We start from the raw sequence: 22212 nt of genomic DNA, 5'->3' as shown, positions 1-22212 counted from the left end.
GGTCCGGGACGTCGTTTCGTCGGCCTCCCGGACCCACCACGGTGGACCCACGGCCGCTGAGGGCGGACCTACCGGCAGTTCTCCGAGTGAAGTGAGCGTCGCGCGGTGAGGATGAGGACATGGGATTCCATGTCGACTCCGAGGCCGGGCGGCTGCGCCGGGTCATTCTGCACCGGCCCGATCTGGAGCTGAAGCGTCTGACGCCCAGCAACAAGGACGCGCTGCTCTTCGACGATGTGCTCTGGGTGCGCCGCGCCCGTCAGGAGCACGACGGTTTCGCGGACATACTGCGAGACCGTGGGGTCGAGGTCCATCTCTTCGGCGATCTCCTCCGGGAGGCGCTGGAGATCCCCGAGCCCAGAAAGCTCGTCCTGGATCGGGTCTTCAACGAAAAGGAGTACGGTCCGCTCGCGACCGACCACCTCAGATCCGCGTTCGACGAGCTGCCGACGGCCGACCTGGTGGAGGCACTGGTCGGCGGGATGACCAAGCGGGAGTTCCTCGCCGGCCACCCCGAGCCGACCTCCGTCCGTTTCCACGCGATGGACCTGGACGACTTCCTGCTCGACCCGCTGCCCAACCACCTGTTCACCCGTGACACCTCCGCCTGGATCTATGACGGTGTCTCCATCAACGCCATGCGCTGGCCCGCCCGACAGCGTGAGACGGTGCACTTCGAGGCCATCTACAAGTACCACCCGCTCTTCACCGGATCGCAGGCCGGGACCTTCCACCACTGGTCGGAGGGGCAGGACGACTACCCGTCCACCATCGAGGGCGGCGACGTGCTGGTCATCGGCAACGGCGCGGTACTGATCGGCATGAGCGAGCGCACCACGCCACAGGCGGTGGAGATGCTGGCGCGCGGACTGTTCGCGGCAGGCTCGGCTCGCACCATCGTGGCGCTGGACATGCCGAAGAAGCGGGCGTTCATGCATCTCGACACCGTGATGACCATGGTCGACGCGGATACGTTCACGCAGTACGCGGGCCTCGGCAACCTCCGCTCGTACACCATCGAACCGGCCGAGGGGCCGCAGGGGCTCAAGGTGAGTGACCATCCGCCCGAGCAGATGCACAGTGCGATTGCCGCCGCGCTCGGTCTCACCGGGATCCGCGTGCTGACCCCGACCCAGGACGTGCACTCGGCCGAGCGTGAGCAGTGGGACGACGGCTGCAACGTACTGGCGGTCGAACCCGGGGTGGTGGTGGCATATGAGCGTAATGTCACCACCAATACTCATCTACGCAAACAGGGCATCGAGGTCATTGAGATCCCCGGGAGTGAGCTGGGGCGAGGACGGGGCGGTCCGCGCTGTATGAGCTGTCCCGTCCAGAGGGATGCGGTGTGACCGTGGTTCGGTGCCCCGGGGTGCGCCCAGGGCGGATGGGGGCGCGGTCGCGCCGTCGACAGCTCCTTGCCGCCGGATGAGCCCCCCGGGGGCCTGTATAGCAATACAAGCTTTCGTATACACTTCCATGGTCACCGCATTCGCGACGCAGGAGTAGCCACCATGGCGATACATCTCGAAGGCCGCCACTTCCTCAAGGAGCTGGATTTCACGGCTGAGGAGTTTCGCGGTCTCATCGAGCTGGCAGCCCGGCTCAAGGCCGCCAAGCGGGCGGGGGCCGAGGTGCGACTGCTGAGTGGCAAGAACATCGCGCTGATCTTTGAGAAGGCCTCGACCCGAACCCGTTGTGCCTTCGAGGTGGCAGCCGCGGATCAAGGCGCCGCCACGACCTACATCGACCCCGCGGGCTCCCATATCGGACGCAAGGAGTCCGCCAAGGACACCGCACGGGTCCTCGGGCGGATGTTCGACGCGATCGAGTTCCGCGGTGATGCCCAGGCCACGGTCGAGCAGCTGGCCGAGTTCGCGGGCGTCCCCGTCTACAACGGGCTCACCGATGTCTGGCACCCCACCCAGATGCTCGCTGAAGTGCTGACGATGACCGAGCACTGTGCCAAGCCCCTCGATGAGATGGCCTTCGCCTACTTCGGTGACGCCCGGTTCAATATGGGCAACTCCTATCTGGTCACCGGGGCGCTGCTCGGGATGGACGTACGGATCGTCGCCCCGAGATCCTTCTGGCCGACCGAGGAGATCGTGGCCCGCGCCCGATCGATCGCCGAGGCCAGTGGCGCACGGCTGACCCTCACCGAAGACATCGACGAAGGGGCCCGCGGTGCGGACTTCATCGCCACCGATGTCTGGGTCTCCATGGGTGAGCCCAAGGAGATCTGGGACGTACGGATCAAGGCGCTTCGCCCCTACGCCGTGACCATGGACGTCCTACGGGCGTCCGGCAATCCGGAGGTGAAGTTCCTGCACTGCCTGCCGGCGTTCCATGACCTCGACACCACGGTCGCGCGGGAGATCCACGAGCGCTACGGGCTGACCGAGCTCGAGGTCACCAACGAGGTCTTCGAATCGGACCACTCGGTCGTCTTCGACGAGGCGGAGAACCGGATGCATACGATCAAGGCGGTGCTGGTCGCCACCCTGGCATCGCCCGGCGCGCTGCCCGACTGACACTCCGACCGACTGCCCGTCTGACACTCCGCTCGCCCGTCTGTCTGGCCGACCGACTGCCCGACTGCCTGGCTCCGCGGCGCTCGCGATGACTGTTTTCGGGCCCGCCCTGGGCGGGGGAGCGATGGGGCGTTCCCTTCGGCTGCGCTCCATGGCGCTGGTCTCCGGTGAGACGTCGAGCAGTGCCGCGATGCCGCCGCCCGCCGCCGTGGCGAACTTCGCCGACGCCATGGGCTTCGTGAGCGCCGTAGGGATCAGCGCCCGTGCCCTGGTGACAGCCGCCGCGGTGCGCCGCGGGGCGGCAACGCCGAGAGGCCGGGTCGGACGTTGCGGGCACGGCGCCGCCGTTCGCGGGCGAGGGTGGGTCGACCGACGAGGCCGGCATCTGCCGATCGTTCGACTCCGCATACAGAAATCCCCGATGTGTTCGTCGGGCTCGGGACCGTGCTCGGCAGGAGCGGTGTCACGACCACCAGCCGACGCAGGACGTGCCGCATTCAGATTTGTATAAAGAGATGATAGTTAAAGTGGCGATCGTTTCGCACTGATATCTGCATGCGCCTGATCGCGGACGGCCTGATTATTTCTTTCGCATTTCGAGAGTGCGGAAGAAGTGAAAGCCACTTCCCTGTTCGAATTCCCGCTCGTTACGCTACCGGGCGCCGGGGGTTGAAATGCTCTCGGGGGACTCCGGAATGTGAGGGAACAAATGTCAGTGACCGATGAATGCCTGGTGAGCAACGAGGCGTATGCGGCTTCCTTCGCGGGCCCGCACGCACTGCCTCCGGCCCGCCGGTTGGCGGTCGTCGCCTGTATGGACGCGCGATTGAACATCTTTGCCATGCTGGGGCTCAAAGAGGGTGACGCGCATGTCATCCGGAACGCCGGGGGCGTGGTCACCCAGGACACCATCCGCTCGGTCGTCATCAGCCAGCGCCTGCTCGGCACCCGGAAGATCATGCTGATCCACCACACCGACTGCGGAATGCTCACGTTCACCGATGATCAGTTCAAGCGGGAGATCGAGAAGGAAGAGGGGATCCGCCCCCACTGGGCGCCGGAAGCTTTTCGGGATCTTGAGGACGATGTCCGGCAGTCGATTCGGCGAATTGAAGTCGACCCCTTCGTGCCGTACACCGAAGCGATTCGTGGATTTGTGTTCAATGTGAAGACCGGACTTCTCAAAGAAGTGAAGTAGCGCGCAGTAGCGCTGCCATGAAGGCGCCCCCTTTTCCGCGGGAGTGCGCCGGCGGTGGCCAGCGCGGCCGCTCTCAAGCCGGTGCCGGATTCCACCGGCGCCGGCTGCCTGTCGCATCCCCGCCAAGGATTGCGGGAGTGCCCCCTCTCCGGGGTCTCCGCGGGCCCTCATTCGCGGTCCCTCCCGGTCCTCACTCCTCGACAAAGAGCGCTCCCGCGTCCCGCAGGAGCTCATGCAGTGCCGCGAACACCTCCGCCGAGCGACCTCCGGGCCAGCCGTCCGGTAGCAACTCGATCGGCAGTTCAGGGTCGACGTACGGCAGTCTCCGCCAGGAGTCCAGGGCCAGGAGGTAGTCGCGAAAAGCCCCCTCCGGCACTGTCGCACGCCCCAGCGACCGCTCCCGTAGAACCGGCTCCTGCTCGTCCAAGAAGGCCTCGTGCTGTTTGGCGATCGCGCCCAGGTCCCACCAGCTGGCCACCGCCTCCCCGGTGGCGGCGAATCCCAGGTGCTCACCGCGGAAGAGCTCGACGTAGGGGTCGAGCTGGAGCCGGCGCAGCGTGTGGCGGGTCTCCTCGTACAGTCGCGCCGGAGCGATCCACACCTCAGGGGCCGCCGTGCCGAAGCCGAGCCGTGCGAGCTGTGAGCGGAGCAACTGGTGCTTGCGGTCCTCCGCGTCCGGTACGCAGAAGACCGCCAGCACCCAACCGTCCGCCAGCCTCGGGGTGTGCCGGTCATAGATACGTCGGTCGCTGTCGTCGAGGAGCTGGCGAGCGTCCGCGGAGAGCGCATAGGCCGTGGCGCCCCGCGCATCCGGTTCGAGGATCAACAGTCCGCGCTGTTCCAGTGCGGACACGGCGGAGCGCACCGACCGCGCATCCACGTCAAGAGCCGCGAGTAGCCGGATCAGCTCGGCGAGGGGGAAGGGATTCGGCCCTTCGCGTCCATACGCCGCGTAGAGGGTGACGAGCAGTGAGCGGGGGGTGCGCTGGTCGGCCACATGATCACTCTAGAGCCGGCCGCCGGTGTCGCCGGGGCTTGTCGACACGCGGTGCCCGGGCGCGTCGACACGTGTGGTGAGCACTGTTCCGGGCCTGCCACCAGCGGATAGCGCTGTCCGCAGCAACAGATCTTGATCGACTGGTGGGCTGCCGGGGCCCGGTTTACGGTCAGTGGGTGGATTGGCGGACGGCCCCGTTCGCTCACCCTTCCGTGAGGGCCCGATGCGCCATGACGACCCCCCAACCGGTACCCACCACCGCCAAGGCCACCGCCCCCGCGAAGGGCGGCGGCCAGGGTATTGCGCTTCTCGTCATCGCCTCGTGCCAGCTGATGGTGGTCCTCGACATCACCATCGTGAACATCGCGCTTCCACACATCCAGAACTCGCTGAACTTCTCCACCACCAGCCTGTCCTGGGTCGTCAACGCCTACACCCTCACCTTCGGCGGGCTACTGCTCCTCGGCGGGCGGGTGGGCGACATCCTGGGCCGCCGCCGCGTCTTCATGTTCGGTGTGGCGCTGTTCGCGATCGCGTCTCTGCTCGGCGGACTCTCCCAGAACTCCGGGCAACTGCTGGCCTCCCGCGCTCTGCAAGGAGTGGGCGGCGCCGTCGCCTCCCCGACCGCGCTCGCACTGATCACCACCACCTTCCGCGAAGGACCGGAACGGAACCGAGCTTTCGGCGTGTTCGCGGCGGTTTCCGCCGGAGGCGGTGCGATTGGGCTGCTGGCGGGCGGAATGCTCGTCGAATGGCTCGACTGGCGCTGGGTGTTCTTTGTGAACGTACCGATCGCCCTGCTCATCCTCGCGGTGACCCCTCGCTATATCCGGGAGTCCGAGCGCCATGCGGGACACTTCGACGTGGCCGGCGCGCTGACCTCCACCCTTGGTATGGTCGCCCTCGTCTACGGCTTCATCCGGGCTGCTCAGGAAGGGTGGAGCAACGGGCTCACCATTGGGTCATTCGTTGCCGCCGTCGTCCTGCTCACCGTCTTCATCATGGTGGAGGCACGCTCCCGGCAACCGATCACCCCGCTGCACATGTTCGCCGACCGCAACCGTGCCGGTACCTACGGCATCATGCTCAGCCTGGCCGCCGCGATCTTCGGCATGTTCTTCTTCCTCACCCTCTTCGTGCAGGACGTACTGGGCTTCAGCCCGCTCCGGGCCGGCCTTGCCTTTCTCCCCGTCAGCGCGGTGATCGCGATCGGCGCCGGGGTGACCTCGCAGCTGTTGCCGAAGTACGGCCCAAAGCCCTTCATGGTGACCGGCGCGATTCTCGCGGCCCTGGGTCTGGGCTGGTTGACGCAGGTGGATGTCCACTCCACCTATCTCGGTAGCGTCCTCGGTCCCATGCTCATCTTCAGCTTGGGCATGGGCATGCAGTTCGTATCGCTCACCCTGATGGCCGTCTCCGGGGTGTCCCGGGAGGAGACGGGCGCAGCGTCCGGGCTGTTGAACGCGATGCAGCAGGTGGGTGGTTCGCTGGGGCTCTCCATCTTGGTGACGGTGTTCGGCACCGCGAGCCGCAACAGGACTGAGGAGCTTGTGCCTCAGTTCCTGAAGGAGGCGACCCCGGCCGAACGGCTGACCTTCCAACGATCCGGTCAGCTTCCTCAGTCATGGGCCAACCAGGTACTGGCCTCCGGGATCTCCGCCGCCTTTGTGATGGCGGCGATCTTTACGGCGGTGGCAGCGGTGATCGCCCTGTTGGTGATCCAGGTCAGAGCGTCCGACCTGGAACGCCTCAAGGGCGGAGTGACACCTGGCGGGTGAGCGATCAGCCCGGTCGCCTCTGCGGACAGGGCTACTGACCTGGTCATATGGCCGTTCGGCCGGTCAGCCCTTGGATGCGGTGGGAAGTTCCGCACCCTCCCACGGTCCGCAGCCACTCGGCCTTCTACAGGAGTGGGTGGGGCTGTGCAGGTGTGTCGGTAGTGCGCCTTGAGTGCTTCCACCGCTCTGGAAATTGACTGAAAATTTAGTCAGTAATGAAGGAGGGAGAAGATCGTTCCGTGGATACGCGGCGGGCGCAGCCAGGGGTCATCACAGGATGCGACCGGTGGAGCCGGTCCGGTGGAGCCGCCGTGGTGCGTCAGTTCTGTCGCAGTCCAGCGAGTTCGGCGTCGATGGCGCCGCGCATCAGGTCCCGAGCGTGACCGATCCCGGTACCGCCGCTGAGCCAGCGCATGCTGAGTCCCTCCAGCAGGGCGGTGAGCCGTTCGGCGGCTGCGGCGAGCAGCGAGGCCGGCGTCATCGGCAGGACCCGGCCCAGCAGTGCGGCGACCTCCTGGATCCAGTCGAGGGTTGCCCTGGCGAGATCTTCGCGCAGCACCTCGTCGAAGACGGCGCTCGCCCGCAGTTCACCCCAGGCCGCGCTGTTCTCCCGCACCTGGGCGGTGTCCTGGAGTTCGAGTAGGAGGGACTCCTCCAGCTCCTGTCGAGGGGTGAGCGGTGAGTCGTCCGGGTCCCGGTCGGTGGTGTAGCGCTCGGCGCGGTCGCTGATGAATGCGAGGGTCTGGCGCAGAACGCCCGTGCGGTCCTTGAAGTGGTAGTAGATCAGCGCGGTGGAGACGCCGGCCTCGGCCGCTAGTTCCTCCACGCGCAGCCCTCGGACCCCGCGCCGGGCGATCACCCGGGCGGCCGCTTCGAGGATCTGGGTGCTGCGAGACGCCATGACCGGCACTTTACCCGGGCTTCCGGAACGACTGGTGCGCGGACGGAATCCCTTCTCGCCGAAAGTTGACTGAAATTCCAGTCAGTGTCAGAGTGGCGACATATGGCCATGCGGCCTTTCCGGCATAACGGTCATTTTCTTGGTCGGCCGCGCACCCTTGTCCCAGGAGCGGGAGCAGGAGCAGGAGCCCGGGGCCGTTCGCTCGCGCCAGGCCTTTCGCGCTCGCCCTGGCCGGACGCACCCGCCCCGCCAGTCCCACGATCGGAGTTCCCCGTGTTGAACCGTCCCCCCACCCGCCGGACCGTCCTCCGCTCCCTTGCCGGGTTCGGTGCCGTCATCTTCGGCGCGGCCGCCTGCGGTCGATCCGATGGCGCCCTGCGGGCCGCCGGGACCAGCGGTTCCCCCCGCCCGGCAGCTGCGGGGGCGAAGCGCCGCCTCGGCGCCGAGTGGGAGAGCCACACCCGTACGTTGATGTCCTGGCCAGCCCTGACCTCGGTCTGGGAGGAGGACCTGCCCTATGTGCGCGAGGACATCGCGCGGATCGCCCGCGCCATCGGAGAGTACGAGGCGGTCGTCATGATGGCCCGGCCCTCCCAGGTGAAAGCCGCCCAGCGGGCGTGCGGCTCCCAGGTCGAGGTGATCCCGCTGGCCGTGGACGACCTCTGGGCACGCGACACCGTCCCCGTCTTCGTCGAGGAGGGCGGCCAGGTGGTCGGTGTTGATTTCAACTTCAACGGCTGGGGTGACAAGCAGGAGCACAAGAACGACGCCCTGGTCGGACGCGAGGTGCTGGAGCGGTACGGGATCCCGCGGGACCAGGCCCCGCTGATCTCCGAGGGCGGTTCCTTCGAGCCCGACGGCGAGGGCACCCTGCTGATCACCGAGAGCTCGATCGTCAACGTCAACCGCAATCCGGGCAAGAGCCGGGACACGATCGAGGCGGAGCTGAAGCGGACCCTGGGCGTCGAGAAGGTGATCTGGTTGGCCGGCGTACGCGGCGAGGACATCACCGACGCCCATGTGGACAGCCTGGTGCGCTTCACCGAGCCCGGTGTGGTCCTGCTGGACCGCGCGTACCCCGGCACCCCGCCGGACTCCTGGTCGCGCTCCGCCGACCAGGCGAAGTCCGTCCTGTCGAAGGCCACGGACGCCCGTGGACGTCGCTTCGAGGTCATCGACCTGCCCCAGCCCGACCTGAGGAAGACCACCGGCGAAGGAGCTGACTTCCTGGCGACCTACGCCAACTTCTACATCGCCAACGACGCCGTCCTCATGCCCAGGTTCGGCGACCGCAAGGCCGACAAGCGCGCCCGCGCCATCCTGCAGGAACACTTCCCCAAGCGGGACATCGTGCCGATCGAGATCGACACGGTCGCCTCGGGCGGCGGCGGCATCCACTGCGCCACCCATGACCAGCCCGGCGAACCCGCCGCGTAGTGCCGGTGTCCGGAGGCGAGACCGCGCCCGGGTCGAGCCCCGGGCTCCTGAGGCGATCCGCGAGCCCGGGCCCCGGTGAAGCACCACGGCCGCCGCGCCCCTGTCAGACCCGCGTTCCGGCAGGCCAGACAGGGTACGGCGGCGTCCGTACGTCAAATGTCGCGGAAGAGACCAGCCAGGTCTGTGACCTGCTGCGTTTGTCGGTTTCAGGCTGCTGACCTGCGCAAATAGCCTTTCGGTTTCACGGCCGTGCCCATTGATGCACCCGGAAGTCCCAGAAAAGTCCCAGGGAAATCCCACTGCCTGTCGTCACTCTTTCGGCTCTATGCAGAGGGTGGGGGTGCGGTGTGGGCTGGTCCGTGTGCATCGGTGGTCTGCTCTGAACGATCGGCAACGTGTCCTGCTCGAAAGCCTCGCGGACGGAGAGGAACCCCATGCCTGGGCGCCGGGTGAATGGCCCTCGGCGTATGCCCTGCGCGACCGTGGCCTCCTGAAGATCAGCCGAGTTGGTGGTGACGTGCATACGGAGGTCACCGAGGCTGGCCGGTTCTACCTTCACCATGGCCATCATCCCGACGACGCGGCGTTTGCGGACGGAGTGCTCCAGGTGCCGTCCGCCGGTGCTCCGGCATCGACGGACAGCGGTGGGCCGCGCCATGCAACGAAGCGAAAGCGCAGCCCGACGCCTTACAGCGAGCGGCCCGTAGCCCGGGCTCGGAGGGCGCAGGCGCAAGAACTGGTCGAGCGTTTGGTTGCCGAGGCGCGTTTCCGCTTTGTTGCCCCTGATGACGACGAGGTCGCGAGACAGTGGCGTGTCGTCAATTACGCGAAACGGCACGGCCTGGAACCGCCGGGCAAGCGCATCGAGAAGTTGAGCTTCGGCGCTCGTGGGCTGGAGATGTTCCTTGCCGAAGGCCCACACCTCAATTCGCGGAGCCAGCGGCCGAAGGCGGACATCGCGGCCGTGCCCGTCCCTGCGCGGCTGAGTTCACCTCATCGAGCCGTTACTGCGATCAGGAATCATAGAGGGCAAATGGTGATTCCGTCAGCGCTCCGCCGTAGTCACTTCTGATGTTGCAGGCTCTGGCTGTCGAGGCGGTACGGCGTGGGTACGAGGTGAGGGAAGGGCGGTCATACTATTCGCGGCGCGAAGGCGTAGTGGCCGTGGTCGTCGACGGCTTCGCCTACACTGTCACCGTCAGGCAGGAGTTCCCCCCTCCCCGCAGGAGCGCCTCGTTGACGCGAGGAAACGGGCAAAACGTAACTTTGCCGGGGTCCTGGCTGGCTCACCCGCTCCGGTGAAGTCGACGGCCGCTGCCTCTTGTCCCGTGAGACAGCCACACCGCGAAGAACACCTGCACGCCCACGGCGGACACACCACCGTCGCCGTCGGCACCCACCAGGACGGCCGCCATCTCCACCTCCACGGTGAGGATCATCTCCGGTGCAGATCACGGGCGTCTACGACACCGAGACCGCAGCGGTCGCCGACTTCCACCCGGCCCCGCACCGGCCACCGACACCGAACGCACCGCAGCCCTCGCTAGGTGCTCGGTTCCTCAAACGGTGTACACCTAGCGGCGTCGTAGTCGACGGGCAGGTGGTGGTGGCCTGCCCCATATCCAGGGTTGAGCACGGTCATTGAGCTGGGTTGTTGCGAGGTGGGTGGCCTGATTGATTTCTGGTGGGCCTGCGAAGGACTGGCCGGCGAGGGCGGCTTTGCGGAAGATGCGCCACCAGCCTTCCTGAAGGTTGAGCCGGCATGCGCCGACGGGTATGAAGACGTGCAGGATGCGGGGGTGGTCCTCGATCCAGGTCCGGGTGGAGAGGCTGTTGTGCGAGGACAGGTTGTCGGTGACTACGTAGATGTTGCCGACCGGGTTCGCCTGCTTGAGCTTCTGCAGGAACTGCTGGTAGAAGACGCTGTTGCGGGAGGATGCGATCATGGTGACCTGTTGCCCGTCTCGGACGCGGAGGCCGCCGTAGACCCAGGTCTTCTCTGGTCCGTGGCCGTAGTCGAGTTCTGCTTTGATGCAGTGTCCGTCCGGTGACCAGCCCGGTGCCGGCGGGAATGTACGCGGGATCACCGGCCCGAGCTCGTCGACGCAGACGACGGTCGCATCTTCGGGCGGGCTGGTGTAGAGGCCGATGATCCGCGTCCTTTTCCCTCGAAGTCCGGATCCTCCGAACAGGTCCAGGACCTCGTGCGGCGCCAGCGCACACCCTCGGCGAGCAGGATCCGTCTGACCTGGGACCGGCTCACTTTGATCCCCTCCTGACGGGCGACCGCGGCGAGGGCGTCAAGCGTCCACTCTGGCAGCCCCGACTCGTCCGCCGCCTCCAGGTCCCCGCCCGGTCGCACCATCAGCCGCCCCGGAGGCGGCGATTTCACCAACCTGATGACCTTCGACCGTTCCCTCTCGGCAATCCGCCGCTTCCGGCCCTGGCCACCGAGGTCCTCCAGACCCTCCAGACCGGACTGGTTGAACCGGTGCAGCACAGCTCAAACGCGATCGTCGGCAGGGTCTCCCCGGCCCCAGCTCAGCTCGACCATCCGCGCCCGCATCGCCAGGTCCCTCGGAGCCTTCCTCAATCTCGCCAGACGCAGAACCAGTCCCACTCACCTGTCCGACCGTCCTGCCGTGCACGTAAGACCATCGTCCAACACCCCACCCCAACCACCGATCCGCCACCCGGATACATACCCACCGTTTGAGGAACAAAGCACTACTAGGTCCCCCTTGCAGGATCAACGGGCGCATGCAGGAGGCCAGTGTCGCTTTCACTCCTCCTAAGCCGTGCCCTGTCTGGCTTCTGACTCCGCGTGCATTCCGCTGGACCCGTCCAGCCGTTGCATCTAGACAAGTTCCAAAACATCCGACTCCGCCTATTCTGTACAAAATGGAAAATTAATCTCAAAGCGCCTATTTCACTATTCTTGGCGTGGCGGGCCTGCCTCGCATGCTACGGATGTCTCACCACCTTGCTACTTAGGAGACATGCGTGTTGCTCTCAGATCTCTGCCGCTCGCTGCGTGGGCCGATTGACTGGTACGGACTTCAGAGCGATCAGTACGGGGTGCGCGAATCCAAGCAGGAGAATCCAAGCTATGAAGTCCCAGAGGTGCGCGAAGTGCGTACCTGCGAGCCGCTCACACCCTCATTGATTCTCATCACTGCGCCGGCGGCAGTAGGGAAGAGCACTGCAGCAGATTTCATGAGTAACTTTCTCAAATGCCCGATTCTCGACCTGTCTTTTCTCCAAGTGGGTGACGGGACGCTGGAGGGTGCGCTCGCGAAGTCGTTCGGAATTAGGAAGAACGCCGAGTTTTCAGAGTCTCTGATGGAAAGTCAGGCGACTCTTATTGTCGACGCTCTGGATGAGGCTGAGGTGCGGTCGGGGCAGGCGAACTTCAGGGCATTCGTACGCGGCTTGGCAGACACCGCCTCGCAAGTTTCTGGTGACCGTGCGGCAATCGTCATCTTTTCGCGTGCCGAAAGTTCACGACTTCTTCAAGAAGTATTCGATGAGAGACGTTTGCAGTACGCCCATTTTGAGATCAGGCCATTCGGGAAAGAGCAGGCGCAGCGGTACCTTGAGCGGCGGGTTAGCGACGTCTATCGAACCAGAGGAAAAGAATTTCTGCACCTTAGGCATGCGGGTCCATTCGCCGAAGCTCGCAACATTCTTTTTCGAGTATTGGCGTCAGCGATTGACTCCAAGGTCGATGATTTCTGGAGCGAGTCTGACGTACGCGATTTCCTCGGATACGCCCCAGTCCTCGACGTCGCTGCCGAATACCTCGCGGTTGACAACTTCGCCACCCTCGGGAGCCCCATTGGATTCTCTCAAGGATCGGGCTTCGATCAGTGGGGCCTCGTCGCGACGGTGATTGATCAGCTGCTTTTGCGAGAACAGTCGAAATTTGTCACCCAGTTCATGCTAATGAATATATTTCAACAACACGGAAACCCGTCACTGCATCCGATTCTCTATTCCCCTGAAGAGCAGTGTGCCCGACTGCTCGACTATGTGGAAAACATGAGTCTCCCTCTCGAGCTTCCGGCAGGTTTGCCGATCGCCCTCCGAGAAGGCTACGAGACGGCTGCAGATACACAGCTATCGAACCACCCATTCTTGCGAGGCGATGGATGGTTCAACGTCATTTTTCGAGACTATGTCACGGCGCGGGCGCAACGAGCACCGCAGACTTCCGAGACTGCAGCGAAAACGATTAGGCGAAACTTGCTTTCATCTGGCTGGAAGCATTCACCTATGTATGCCTTCTTCTCCCACGCCTTGGGTAAGGATTCATCTGGTCGAAGCTCTTCCTGCCATTCGGAGGACGTTGGAGCCCTCTACGAATCCTTCAAGTCGATTTGCGAGACAGATGATCAGCTGCTTACTGCAGTCGGACGAGTTGCTAGCAGGCTCGTCGCTACGTTCTCCATCGACCGCGGAAACGAGGAGAGTGTCGGACCGCTCCATTTCTTTACGCACGAGGGCACCACAAGCGTTACGTTTCCGCGCGAGTTGAGCTACGCAAACATCTGGGAGATTCCGGAGGTTATTCTTGGCGGAGATCAATCTTCGTTCAAGTTTGGCCCCGGGGTCTACATCTCCTCCGCCGATCTGCTCTTTTCTTCGAGTGAAATCCAAGTTTACGTCGGGAGTGAAGAAACGCCTGTTCTGCTGACGGCGAAAACGCTTACCAGTGATAGTCTCAAGATTCAAGCAGATGCGCCAAAATTCATGGTTCTATGTGAAGAGGAACTTTCGTTTCCGTGGTCGAAATATCAACGCCGAATCGACTTGGGCGGCCTTGCTGCGGATTCCCGAGAGAAGCGTGCGCTTTATTTGGAGTTGCGTCGAATCGTATTGCGCTTCAAGGATGCCAAGGATGGCGAGGCGGCTGTCTATCAGCCGTTCATGGATAACCTTGTGATCGGCGGAAATGAAAGGGCTCGGAAGGTGCTTGATTACCTCCAGGAGATCGGCTGCGTGAGTCTCTTTAGGAGTATGTATCTTCTGGATTTCGCGAAATTTGCTGCTCTTGGAATTTCGAGGTCGCAGCTGCGTGATCTCGAAATGACGAATTCTGCCATGATGGTCTCTGTGGATCTTCTGAAGTTTTCAAAGAAATAGAAAAACGGGAGACTGGAGCGGGGGTGAAACCCGGGGTGCCGGCAATGGGGGCACCCCGGGAGTCATTGATCATTCAGGTCGATTGTCTGATTTCTCATCAACCGACTTGTCGGCCAAGGAGCCGAGTTCTCCAGGTACTTCGAAAAGGTTGCGAAGCAAGAGTGTCGTGAAACGTAGAGCCCCTTCCGCCGTCTTTTGGTCGACGTACTCGTCGCTTGCATGGGCGCCAACGTTACCTACCGCCCGAATGTGATGCAGGAGCGGACCGAAGCTCTGTGTCACGTGCCCAGCGGAGATCAGTTTCTCGATGCTTTTAACGAGAACTTTTTCTTTGATCCCGAAGTGCGCTGCGGCAGCTTCCAGAGTTCGCCGCAGTTGCACGGCCGCAGCATCAGGCACTCCAGCGTGTAGCACCCGGATTGCATCCGAATGATAGCGACTTACATCTTGCGGAAGGTGGTTGATCCTGTTTCCGCCGTCCGAATCCCTCGGTACGACCATGAAAACTGACTCGTCGATCCCAGCCGGAGAACTGTGCTCCAATAGGACTGCGCCCCCGCAACTTGGGCACCCGAGCGTGGCCCAGTAGCGACTAGATCCAGTCCTGGTCGTGAATTCCTGGTTTGACTCTGCGACGTTTAGTCGAGTGTTCGTGAGTCCACACCAAGGGCAATCACGGAAGGTGTGTTTATCATTCCATGGCATGCGCTGAGCGTAGTCCGATGACCATCTAGATGCAGTGGCTTGCGCTGAGGTTACCTATCTGGATCCGACCGTTCGCGGCAAGAGCGGGTCGAAGATCTGATCGCCGACCGGAACGGATTGCCCCTGTCGCTGGGCATCTCGGCCGCGAACATGCACGACAGCCTTGGCCTTCAACCCCTCGTACGCGGCATCCCGCCCATCCGCTCCTGCCGCGGACCGCGCCGCCGCCCGGCGACAAGGGCTGCGAATACGCCCACCTGCGCAGATGGCTCAGCGGTAGAGGCATCCGCCACCGCATCGCCCGCAAGGGCGCCGAGTCCCCACAGCGGCTGGGCCGCCACCGCTGGGTGGTCGAGCGCACGGTTTCGCGGCTGGCCGGCTGCCGACGACTCCACCGCCGCTACGAACGCAAACCCGAGCACTTCCTCGCCTTCGTCGGTATAGCCGTAGCCCTCATCTGCGACCACAGACTCACCAACTGAAACGACGTCTACGTAAGACCGTCCGGCCGCTGCTCCGGGCAGGCTGGAGGCGTGGCCGCAGGAACACGTACTGACAGTCCGCGCCGCCCTCCCGGACCGCTATCGGATCCTCGTGGAGACTGGCGCCGGTCTCGGTCTGCGCCAGGGCGAGGCGTTCGGGCTCAGCCTGGAGGACTTCGACTTCGACTTCGACGAGGGCGTCGTCCACATCCGCCGCCAGATCAAGATGGTGCGGGCGAGCCTGTGCTTCGCGCTCCCCAAAGGCCGCAAGGTCCGCGACGTGGCCCTGCCCTCCAGCATTGGAGAAGCAGCACGACGGTACGCGGACGTGTTCCCGTCCGTGCCGGTCACCATGGCCTGGAACGACCCCCGCCCACCGGAGACACCGGTGGAGGCCAAGCACCGCCGGCCCTCTGGAAACCCGCGCTGACCAAAGCCGGCGTGATCGGCGGCCTGGAGCAGCGCGCCGACGGACAGCGCGTCTGGGAACCCTCCCGCGAACACGGCTTCCACGCGCTGCGCCACTTCTACGCCTCGGAGCAGCTGGAGGCCGGTGAGTCGGTCGTCTCGCTCGCCCAGTGGCTGGGACACTCCGACCCGGGGTTCACCCTGAGGAAGTACGCGCACTTCCTGCCCCGCGCGGGCACTCGCGGCACCGCTTCCATCGACGCCCTGTTCGGCTAACCGAGAGGGCGGCCCGGGAGCGCTCCCGGGCCCAAAGTCCCAGAGAAGTCCCACAGACGCCGCCGCACCCCCACTCGACCTACGTTTCAGCAGGTCAGACGGGGTGCGGCGGCGTCCGTACGTCAGATGTCGCGGAAGATCTCGATCTGCGCGCCCACCGAGTTGAGCCGCTCCGCCAGCTCCTCGTACCCCCGGTTGATGACATACACGTTCCGCAGTACGGAGGTGCCCTCGGCCGCCATCATCGCCAGCAGCACCACCACCGCGGGCCGGAGGGCGGGCGGGCACATCATCTCGGCCGCGCGCCAGCGGGTGGGTCCCTCCACCAGCACACGATGGGGGTCGAGTAGCTGTAGCCGGCCGCCGAGTCGATTGAGGTCCGTGAGGTAGATGGCCCGGTTGTCATAGACCCAGTCGTGGATCAGGGTCTGGCCCTGAGCGACCGCGGCGATGGCGGCGAAGAACGGTACGTTGTCGATGTTCAGGCCCGGGAAGGGCATGGGGTGGATCTTGTCGATGGGGGCTTCCAACTTGGAGGGGCGTACCGTCAGATCGACCAGTCGGGTACGGCCGTTGTCCGCGGTGTACTCGCTGGAACGGTCGTGGTCCAGGCCCATCTCCTCCAACACCGCGAGTTCGATCTCCAGGAACTCGATCGGCACGCGACGGATCGTCAACTCGGACTCGGTGACCACGGCCGCGGCCAGCAGGCTCATCGCCTCGACCGGGTCCTCGGAAGGCGAGTAGTCGACATCGACATCGATCGTGGGGACACCGTGCACGGTCAGTGTTGTCGTGCCGACACCCTCGACGCGTACGCCCAGGGCCTCAAGGAAGAAGCACAGGTCCTGGACCATGTAGTTGGAGGACGCGTTGCGAATCATCGTCACGCCGTCATAGCGGGCAGCCGCCAGTAGGGCGTTCTCGGTCACCGTGTCGCCGCGTTCGGTCAGCACGATCGGCCGGTCCGGTACGGTCGTCCGCTCGACCTGTGCGTGGTAGAGGCCCTCGGTCGCCGTGATGTCCAGCCCGAATCGCCGCAAAGCGATCATATGCGGCTCGATCGTTCGGGTGCCGAGGTCGCAACCGCCCGCGTACGGCAGTCGGAAGGAATCCACGCGATGCAGCAGCGGGCCGAGGAACATGATGATCGAGCGGGTGCGGCGGGCCGCGTCCGCGTCGATGGCGTCCAGGTCCAGTTGAGCCGGCGGCACGATTTCCAGGTCCACGCCGTCGTTGATCCAGCGGGTGCGCACACCGATGGAGTTGAGGACCTCCAGCAGTCGGAAGACCTCCTCGATGCGCGCCACCCGGCGCAGCACCGTACGGCCTTTGTTGAGCAGTGAGCCGCAGAGCAGCGCCACACAGGCGTTCTTGCTCGTCTTGACGTCGATGGCCCCGGAGAGACGACGCCCACCCACGACGCGCAGATGCATGGGGCCGGCATATCCCAGGGACACGATTTCGCTGTCGAGTGCCTCGCCAATGCGGGCGATCATCTCAAGGCTGATGTTCTGGTTGCCACGCTCGATACGGTTGACCGCGCTCTGGCTGGTGCCGAGAGCGTCCGCTAGTTGAGTCTGCGTCCAGCCGCGATGCTGCCGAGCGTCACGGATGAGCTTGCCGATGCGTACGAGGTAGTCGTCTGCCATAGGGGGGAGGTTATCTCAGATATGAGATGAGGCGCGCGCTGGGGTTGGCGTTCGGGTGAGCCTTGTGCCGATATCGACCGGTGGTTTGACGGTCCGTCGGAACCCGGTGTGAGTCAAGCGGGGAAGGTCTGTTCGGGTGTTGGGGAGGGTGTTGCGCGGAAGTCGGTGGGCGATGGGTGGTGGCGAGTTCGGGTTGTTGGTCCAGATAGGTCCCATTTGCTGGCGGCTCGCTCTTCGATGGTCCATCGGTCCGACCCGCCCGGGTCGCCGCCCGAGTACGTCGTACGGTCAGCCCTGTAGGCCGGGTCGAGGCGGGTGCCCTGGTGCGGTGTTCGCCGCGGTCGGAGTCGGGGCGCACGGGTGCCCGACCCGCCGGTGGTGAGTGGTGCGTCTCATCGTCGAGGCCGGAGGCGGTCATGATGGGCTCCGCCGTGGGGCCGACGTGCTCGGCTGGGCTGCCCTGACCTCGCGTTCCGGACGGGTGCCGCCCGCTGGGTTCGGGCTTGGCGTCGGGGGCGCGGATCGCCTGCGCCGGGGCATGCGTGATAGAGCACACCACACTCACCCGCCGCCCGGGCATGACCGAGCCGCACCCATGTACTAGAGTTATCTCGACATCGAGATATCTGCCGAAGACGTGCCAGGGCCGCCCGCTCGATAAGGGTTACCTAACTAAGCCCTACCTTAGCGGATCGGCGAGGAGCCGTGGCGGCAGCATGGACGTAGTACGCGCACATTGATGAAGGAGACTGTCGTGTCGGCGAACAGCTTCGACGCCCGCAGCACACTGCGCGTGGGCGACGAGTCGTACGAGATCTTCAAGCTGGACAAGGTCGAGGGCTCAGCACGCCTCCCGTACAGCCTGAAGGTGCTGCTGGAGAACCTGCTCCGCACCGAGGACGGCGCGAACATCACCGCCGACCACATTCGGGCGCTCGGTGGCTGGGACTCCCAGGCGCAGCCCAGCCAGGAGATCCAGTTCACGCCGGCTCGCGTGATCATGCAGGACTTCACCGGTGTGCCCTGCGTCGTGGACCTCGCGACCATGCGTGAGGCCGTGAAGGAGCTGGGCGGCGATCCGGCGAAGATCAACCCGCTCGCTCCGGCTGAGCTGGTCATCGATCACTCCGTCATCGCCGACAAGTTCGGGACCAACGAGGCGTTCGCGCAGAACGTGGAGCTGGAGTACGGCCGCAACCGGGAGCGCTACCAGTTCCTGCGCTGGGGCCAGACCGCGTTCGACGAGTTCAAGGTCGTCCCGCCCGGCACCGGCATCGTCCACCAGGTGAACATCGAGCACCTCGCCCGTACGGTCATGGTCCGCAACGGCCAGGCGTACCCCGACACCCTCGTGGGCACTGACTCCCACACCACCATGGTCAACGGCCTCGGTGTGCTCGGCTGGGGCGTCGGTGGCATCGAGGCCGAGGCCGCGATGCTCGGCCAGCCGGTCTCCATGCTGATCCCGCGTGTCGTCGGCTTCAAGCTGACCGGCGAGCTGACCCCCGGCACCACCGCGACCGACCTGGTGCTGACCATCACCGAGATGCTGCGCAAGCACGGTGTCGTCGGCAAGTTCGTCGAGTTCTACGGTGAGGGCGTCGCCGCCACCTCGCTGGCCAACCGCGCCACCATCGGCAATATGTCGCCGGAGTTCGGTTCCACCGCCGCCATCTTCCCGATCGACGGCGAGACGCTGAAGTACCTCAAGCTGACCGGCCGCTCCGAGCAGCAGGTCGCACTCGTCGAGGCGTACGCCAAGGAGCAGGGCCTCTGGCTCGACCCGGCCGCCGAGCCCGACTTCTCCGAGAAGCTTGAGTTGGACCTCGCCACGGTCGTCCCCTCCATCGCCGGGCCCAAGCGTCCGCAGGACCGGATCGTCCTCGCCAACGCCGCCCAGCAGTTCGCGCTGGACGTACGCAACTACGTGGAGGACGACGAGGAGGCGGGCAAGGAGTCCTTCCCCGCGTCCGACGCCCCGGCCTCCACCAACGGTGTGCCCTCGCGTCCGACCACCGTCACCGCCCCCGACGGTTCGACGTACGAGATCGACCACGGCGCCGTGACCGTCGCCGCGATCACCTCCTGCACCAACACCTCGAACCCCTATGTCATGGTCGCCGCCGCCCTGGTGGCCAAGAAGGCGGTCGAGAAGGGCCTCACCCGCAAGCCGTGGGTGAAGACGACCCTGGCGCCCGGCTCGAAGGTCGTCACCGACTACTTCGACAAGGCGGGGCTCACCCCCTACCTCGACAAGGTCGGCTTCAACCTCGTCGGCTACGGCTGCACCACCTGTATCGGTAACTCCGGCCCGCTGCCCGACGAGGTCTCCAAGGCCGTCAACGAGCACGACCTGGCCGTGACCTCGGTGCTCTCCGGCAACCGTAACTTCGAGGGCCGGATCAACCCCGACGTCAAGATGAACTACCTGGCCTCCCCGCCGCTGGTCGTCGCCTACGCCCTCGCGGGCTCCATGAAGGTCGACATCACCCGCGAGGCGCTCGGCATCGACACCGAGGGCAAGCCGGTCTACCTCCAGGACATCTGGCCGACCGAGGCCGAGGTCAACGACGTCGTCGCCAACTCGATCGGCGAGGACATGTTCAACAAGTCCTACCAGGACGTCTTCGCGGGTGACGCCCAGTGGCAGGCGCTGTCGATCCCCACCGGCAACACCTTCGAGTGGGACACCGAGTCCACCTACGTCCGTAAGCCCCCGTACTTCGAGGGCATGCAGATGGAGACCACCCCGGTCCAGGACATCACCGACGCGCGCGTCCTGGCCAAGCTGGGCGACTCGGTCACCACCGACCACATCTCCCCGGCCGGTGCCATCAAGGCCGACACCCCCGCCGGTAAGTACCTCACCGAGCACAAGGTCGAGCGTCGTGACTTCAACTCCTACGGCTCACGCCGAGGCAACCACGAGGTCATGATCCGCGGTACGTTCGCCAACATCCGGCTGCGCAACCAGATCGCCCCCGGCACCGAGGGCGGCTTCACCCGGGACTTCACCCAGACCGATGCCCCGGTGTCGTTCATCTACGACGCCTCTCGCAACTACATCGAGCAGGGCATCCCGCTGGTGATCCTCGCGGGCAAGGAGTACGGCTCCGGTTCGTCCCGCGACTGGGCCGCCAAGGGCACCGCGCTGCTCGGCGTCAAGGCGGTCATCGCCGAGTCGTACGAGCGCATCCACCGCTCGAACCTGATCGGCATGGGCGTCCTTCCGCTCCAGTACCCGGAGGGCGCGTCCGCCGAGGCGCTCGGCCTCACCGGTGAGGAGTCCTTCTCCTTCACCGGTGTGACCGAACTCAACAACGGCACCACGCCGCGCACGGTGAAGGTCACCACCGACACCGGAGTGGAGTTCGACGCGGTCGTCCGCATCGACACTCCCGGCGAGGCGGACTACTACCGCAACGGCGGCATCATGCAGTACGTCCTGCGGAACCTGATCCGCGGCTAGCAGACCGTACGGTCCCACGCCCATGGGCCGCATCCCCGCGGGGTTGCGGCCCTCGGCCGTGTCCGCGTACACACTCGCGGGCAGACGGGCAGACGGGCAGACGGGCAGACGGGCAGACGGGCAGACGGGCAGACGGGCAGACGGGCAGACGGGCAGACGGGCAGACGGGCAGACGGGCAGACGGGCAGACGGGTTCAGAGGTTCCAGGTCCGGGGCGATGAGTGCCTTTGAGGGTCAGGGTTTCGGCGGGCCGTCGATGAGCCGCCCCTCCTCGTCGTACACCCAGGGGTTGGCCGAACAGCCCTTGAGTCCCTTGATCTGCTGCATCATCGCGGGCGCGGGCTTTCCGCGTCCCGGGCAACCGCGGTGCCCATGGCCGAGGACATGGCCCACCTCATGATTGATGATCAGGGCGTGGTAGTCCGCCGGCCGATCGGGGTACTGATCGCTCAACTCGATCCAGCGCCGCACATTGACGACGAGATCCGGTCGGCTGGCGCAGTTGACCTGCCCACGGGTGTCCAGTCCCCAGGCCCCGCACAGCTTGTCCGTGGTCCCAGGCGACACCACATGCACCACCATGTCGTACGGCGGTGAGTCGACCCGCTGGAAGGACGCCTCACCGCTGTTGATCCAGCCGCGCCGGTCACGGAGGATGCCATCGATCTCGGTGGCGATCTGATGGACGTTCAGGCCGGTGCCGTCCTCCAGCTTCACTCCGTAGCGGACCAGCCGTCCACCCGTGCCCGCGCGACTGCTGGTGCCTTCGGCCCAGCGGTAGGTGCCGGGGCCGTTCTCCACGTACTTGGCGCGGGGAGCCGGAGCCGAAGAACCAGCGGCCTGGGGAGCAGGGGAGCCCCGTGCGTCGGTGGGGGCGGGTGAAGTCGGGGGCTCTTGCCCGGTGCCTGCTTCGGGCGCGGAGTGCGCTCCATCCGAAGCGGTCGTGGGCGGAGTGGGGGAGGCGGGTAGCACGGCGTTGACCACCCAGACCATGACACCGGCGGCCATCAGCAGCGCCACACCCAACAGGAGCAGCCTGCCGCGCGAGTGGCCCCCACGCAGTGGCGTGCGCGGCCACCGGCGACGGGGGGTACGGGTGCCGGCGGTATCCACCCGACTTGTCAGCCTGACGGGCGTGGCGCACCGCCGGGGTGGCTTGGCGGGAAGCCTGGTCGGTGACATAGGGGGTATCCAGCCTTGGGAAAGGAGCGGATGACGGCACTCAAGGGA

Annotated in this window: 18 protein-coding genes and 1 pseudogene; 11 read left to right on the top strand and 8 right to left on the bottom strand. The window is 65.2% G+C overall.

The features are described 5' to 3' along the window. Nucleotides 1-119 precede the first annotated feature (119 nt). The 3 genes from NBG84_RS02045 to NBG84_RS02035 all read left to right on the top strand — a co-directional run bounded on the left by NBG84_RS02045 (nt 120) and on the right by NBG84_RS02035 (nt 3732). Nucleotides 120-1352 carry an arginine deiminase gene (locus tag NBG84_RS02045; protein ID WP_250917463.1) on the top strand — a complete coding sequence of 411 codons (1233 nt, stop codon included), beginning with the start codon at nt 120-122 and terminating at the stop codon, nt 1350-1352. 162 nt (nt 1353-1514) lie between these two features. Then, a complete protein-coding gene (gene argF, locus NBG84_RS02040) occupies nt 1515-2534 on the top strand; it encodes an ornithine carbamoyltransferase (protein WP_250917462.1) in 1020 nt (339 codons plus the stop codon). A gap of 709 nt (nt 2535-3243) precedes the next feature. Further along, entirely contained in the window at nt 3244-3732 is a 489-nt protein-coding gene (locus NBG84_RS02035; protein ID WP_250917461.1) for a beta-class carbonic anhydrase, read from the top strand. 190 nt (nt 3733-3922) lie between these two features. On the opposite strand, the gene NBG84_RS02030 is transcribed toward NBG84_RS02035, so the two are convergent. After that, a complete protein-coding gene (locus tag NBG84_RS02030; RefSeq protein ID WP_250917460.1) occupies nt 3923-4729 on the bottom strand; it encodes a PaaX family transcriptional regulator in 807 nt (268 codons plus the stop codon). Nucleotides 4730-4959: 230 nt separating this feature from the next. On the opposite strand from NBG84_RS02030, the gene NBG84_RS02025 reads away from it, so the two are divergent. After that, nucleotides 4960-6507, top strand: coding sequence for an MFS transporter (locus NBG84_RS02025; protein WP_250917459.1), 1548 nt, complete (start codon nt 4960-4962; stop codon nt 6505-6507). 319 nt (nt 6508-6826) lie between these two features. On the opposite strand, the gene NBG84_RS02020 is transcribed toward NBG84_RS02025, so the two are convergent. Beyond that, entirely contained in the window at nt 6827-7408 is a 582-nt protein-coding gene (locus tag NBG84_RS02020; RefSeq protein WP_250917458.1) for a TetR/AcrR family transcriptional regulator, read from the bottom strand. 273 nt (nt 7409-7681) lie between these two features. On the opposite strand from NBG84_RS02020, the gene NBG84_RS02015 reads away from it, so the two are divergent. Further along, nucleotides 7682-8845 (top strand): agmatine deiminase family protein, encoded by a 1164-nt coding sequence (locus tag NBG84_RS02015; RefSeq protein WP_250917457.1) that lies wholly within the window; start codon nt 7682-7684, stop codon nt 8843-8845. Nucleotides 8846-9206: 361 nt separating this feature from the next. Further along, a complete protein-coding gene (locus NBG84_RS02010) occupies nt 9207-9917 on the top strand; it encodes a hypothetical protein (RefSeq protein ID WP_250917456.1) in 711 nt (236 codons plus the stop codon). A gap of 214 nt (nt 9918-10131) precedes the next feature. Here the strand turns inward: NBG84_RS02010 and NBG84_RS02005 are convergent, their stop codons facing one another. The 3 genes from NBG84_RS02005 to NBG84_RS01995 all read right to left on the bottom strand — a co-directional run bounded on the left by NBG84_RS02005 (nt 10132) and on the right by NBG84_RS01995 (nt 11345). Then, nucleotides 10132-10284, bottom strand: coding sequence for a hypothetical protein (locus NBG84_RS02005; protein ID WP_250917455.1), 153 nt, complete (start codon nt 10282-10284; stop codon nt 10132-10134). A 135-nt stretch (nt 10285-10419) separates the two neighbouring features. Beyond that, nucleotides 10420-10932, bottom strand: coding sequence for a transposase (locus NBG84_RS02000; RefSeq protein ID WP_250917454.1), 513 nt, complete (start codon nt 10930-10932; stop codon nt 10420-10422). Then, the gene (locus NBG84_RS01995; protein ID WP_250917453.1) at nt 10929-11345 is read right to left on the bottom strand and encodes a helix-turn-helix domain-containing protein; all 417 of its coding nucleotides are present in this window, start codon (nt 11343-11345) and stop codon (nt 10929-10931) included. Before NBG84_RS01995 ends, NBG84_RS02000 begins: the two co-directional genes overlap by 4 nt. A 503-nt stretch (nt 11346-11848) precedes the next feature. On the opposite strand from NBG84_RS01995, the gene NBG84_RS01990 reads away from it, so the two are divergent. Continuing rightward, complete coding sequence (locus NBG84_RS01990; RefSeq protein ID WP_250917452.1) at nt 11849-13990, top strand: hypothetical protein; 2142 nt, start codon at nt 11849-11851, stop codon at nt 13988-13990. Between the two features lie 69 nt (nt 13991-14059). Here NBG84_RS01990 and NBG84_RS01985 read toward each other — a convergent pair whose 3' ends face one another. Further along, nucleotides 14060-14491: a DUF4145 domain-containing protein gene (locus tag NBG84_RS01985; RefSeq protein WP_285366248.1), complete on the bottom strand. Its 432-nt coding sequence runs from the start codon at nt 14489-14491 to the stop codon at nt 14060-14062. A gap of 252 nt (nt 14492-14743) precedes the next feature. On the opposite strand from NBG84_RS01985, the pseudogene NBG84_RS01980 reads away from it, so the two are divergent. The 3 genes and pseudogenes from NBG84_RS01980 to NBG84_RS01970 form a co-directional block, all read left to right on the top strand. Further along, a pseudogene (locus tag NBG84_RS01980) lies at nt 14744-15177 on the top strand (transposase); the annotation flags it as partial. Nucleotides 15178-15289: 112 nt separating this feature from the next. Then, nucleotides 15290-15607, top strand: coding sequence for a site-specific integrase (locus tag NBG84_RS01975; RefSeq protein WP_250917450.1), 318 nt, complete (start codon nt 15290-15292; stop codon nt 15605-15607). Nucleotides 15608-15618: 11 nt separating this feature from the next. Further along, a complete protein-coding gene (locus NBG84_RS01970; protein WP_250917449.1) occupies nt 15619-15861 on the top strand; it encodes a site-specific integrase in 243 nt (80 codons plus the stop codon). Between the two features lie 122 nt (nt 15862-15983). Here the strand turns inward: NBG84_RS01970 and NBG84_RS01965 are convergent, their stop codons facing one another. Beyond that, nucleotides 15984-17513 (bottom strand): helix-turn-helix domain-containing protein, encoded by a 1530-nt coding sequence (locus NBG84_RS01965; RefSeq protein WP_250917448.1) that lies wholly within the window; start codon nt 17511-17513, stop codon nt 15984-15986. Nucleotides 17514-18267: 754 nt separating this feature from the next. Here NBG84_RS01965 and acnA point away from each other — a divergent pair. Beyond that, entirely contained in the window at nt 18268-20982 is a 2715-nt protein-coding gene (gene acnA / locus NBG84_RS01960; protein WP_308311991.1) for an aconitate hydratase AcnA, read from the top strand. Between the two features lie 234 nt (nt 20983-21216). Here the strand turns inward: acnA and NBG84_RS01955 are convergent, their stop codons facing one another. After that, a complete protein-coding gene (locus NBG84_RS01955) occupies nt 21217-22002 on the bottom strand; it encodes a DUF3152 domain-containing protein (RefSeq protein ID WP_250917721.1) in 786 nt (261 codons plus the stop codon). Nucleotides 22003-22212 lie beyond the last annotated feature (210 nt).

This window comes from Streptomyces albipurpureus (assembly GCF_023701525.1).
Taxonomy (GTDB): domain Bacteria; phylum Actinomycetota; class Actinomycetes; order Streptomycetales; family Streptomycetaceae; genus Streptomyces; species Streptomyces albipurpureus.
This window is presented reverse-complemented; position numbering and strand designations above follow the sequence as displayed.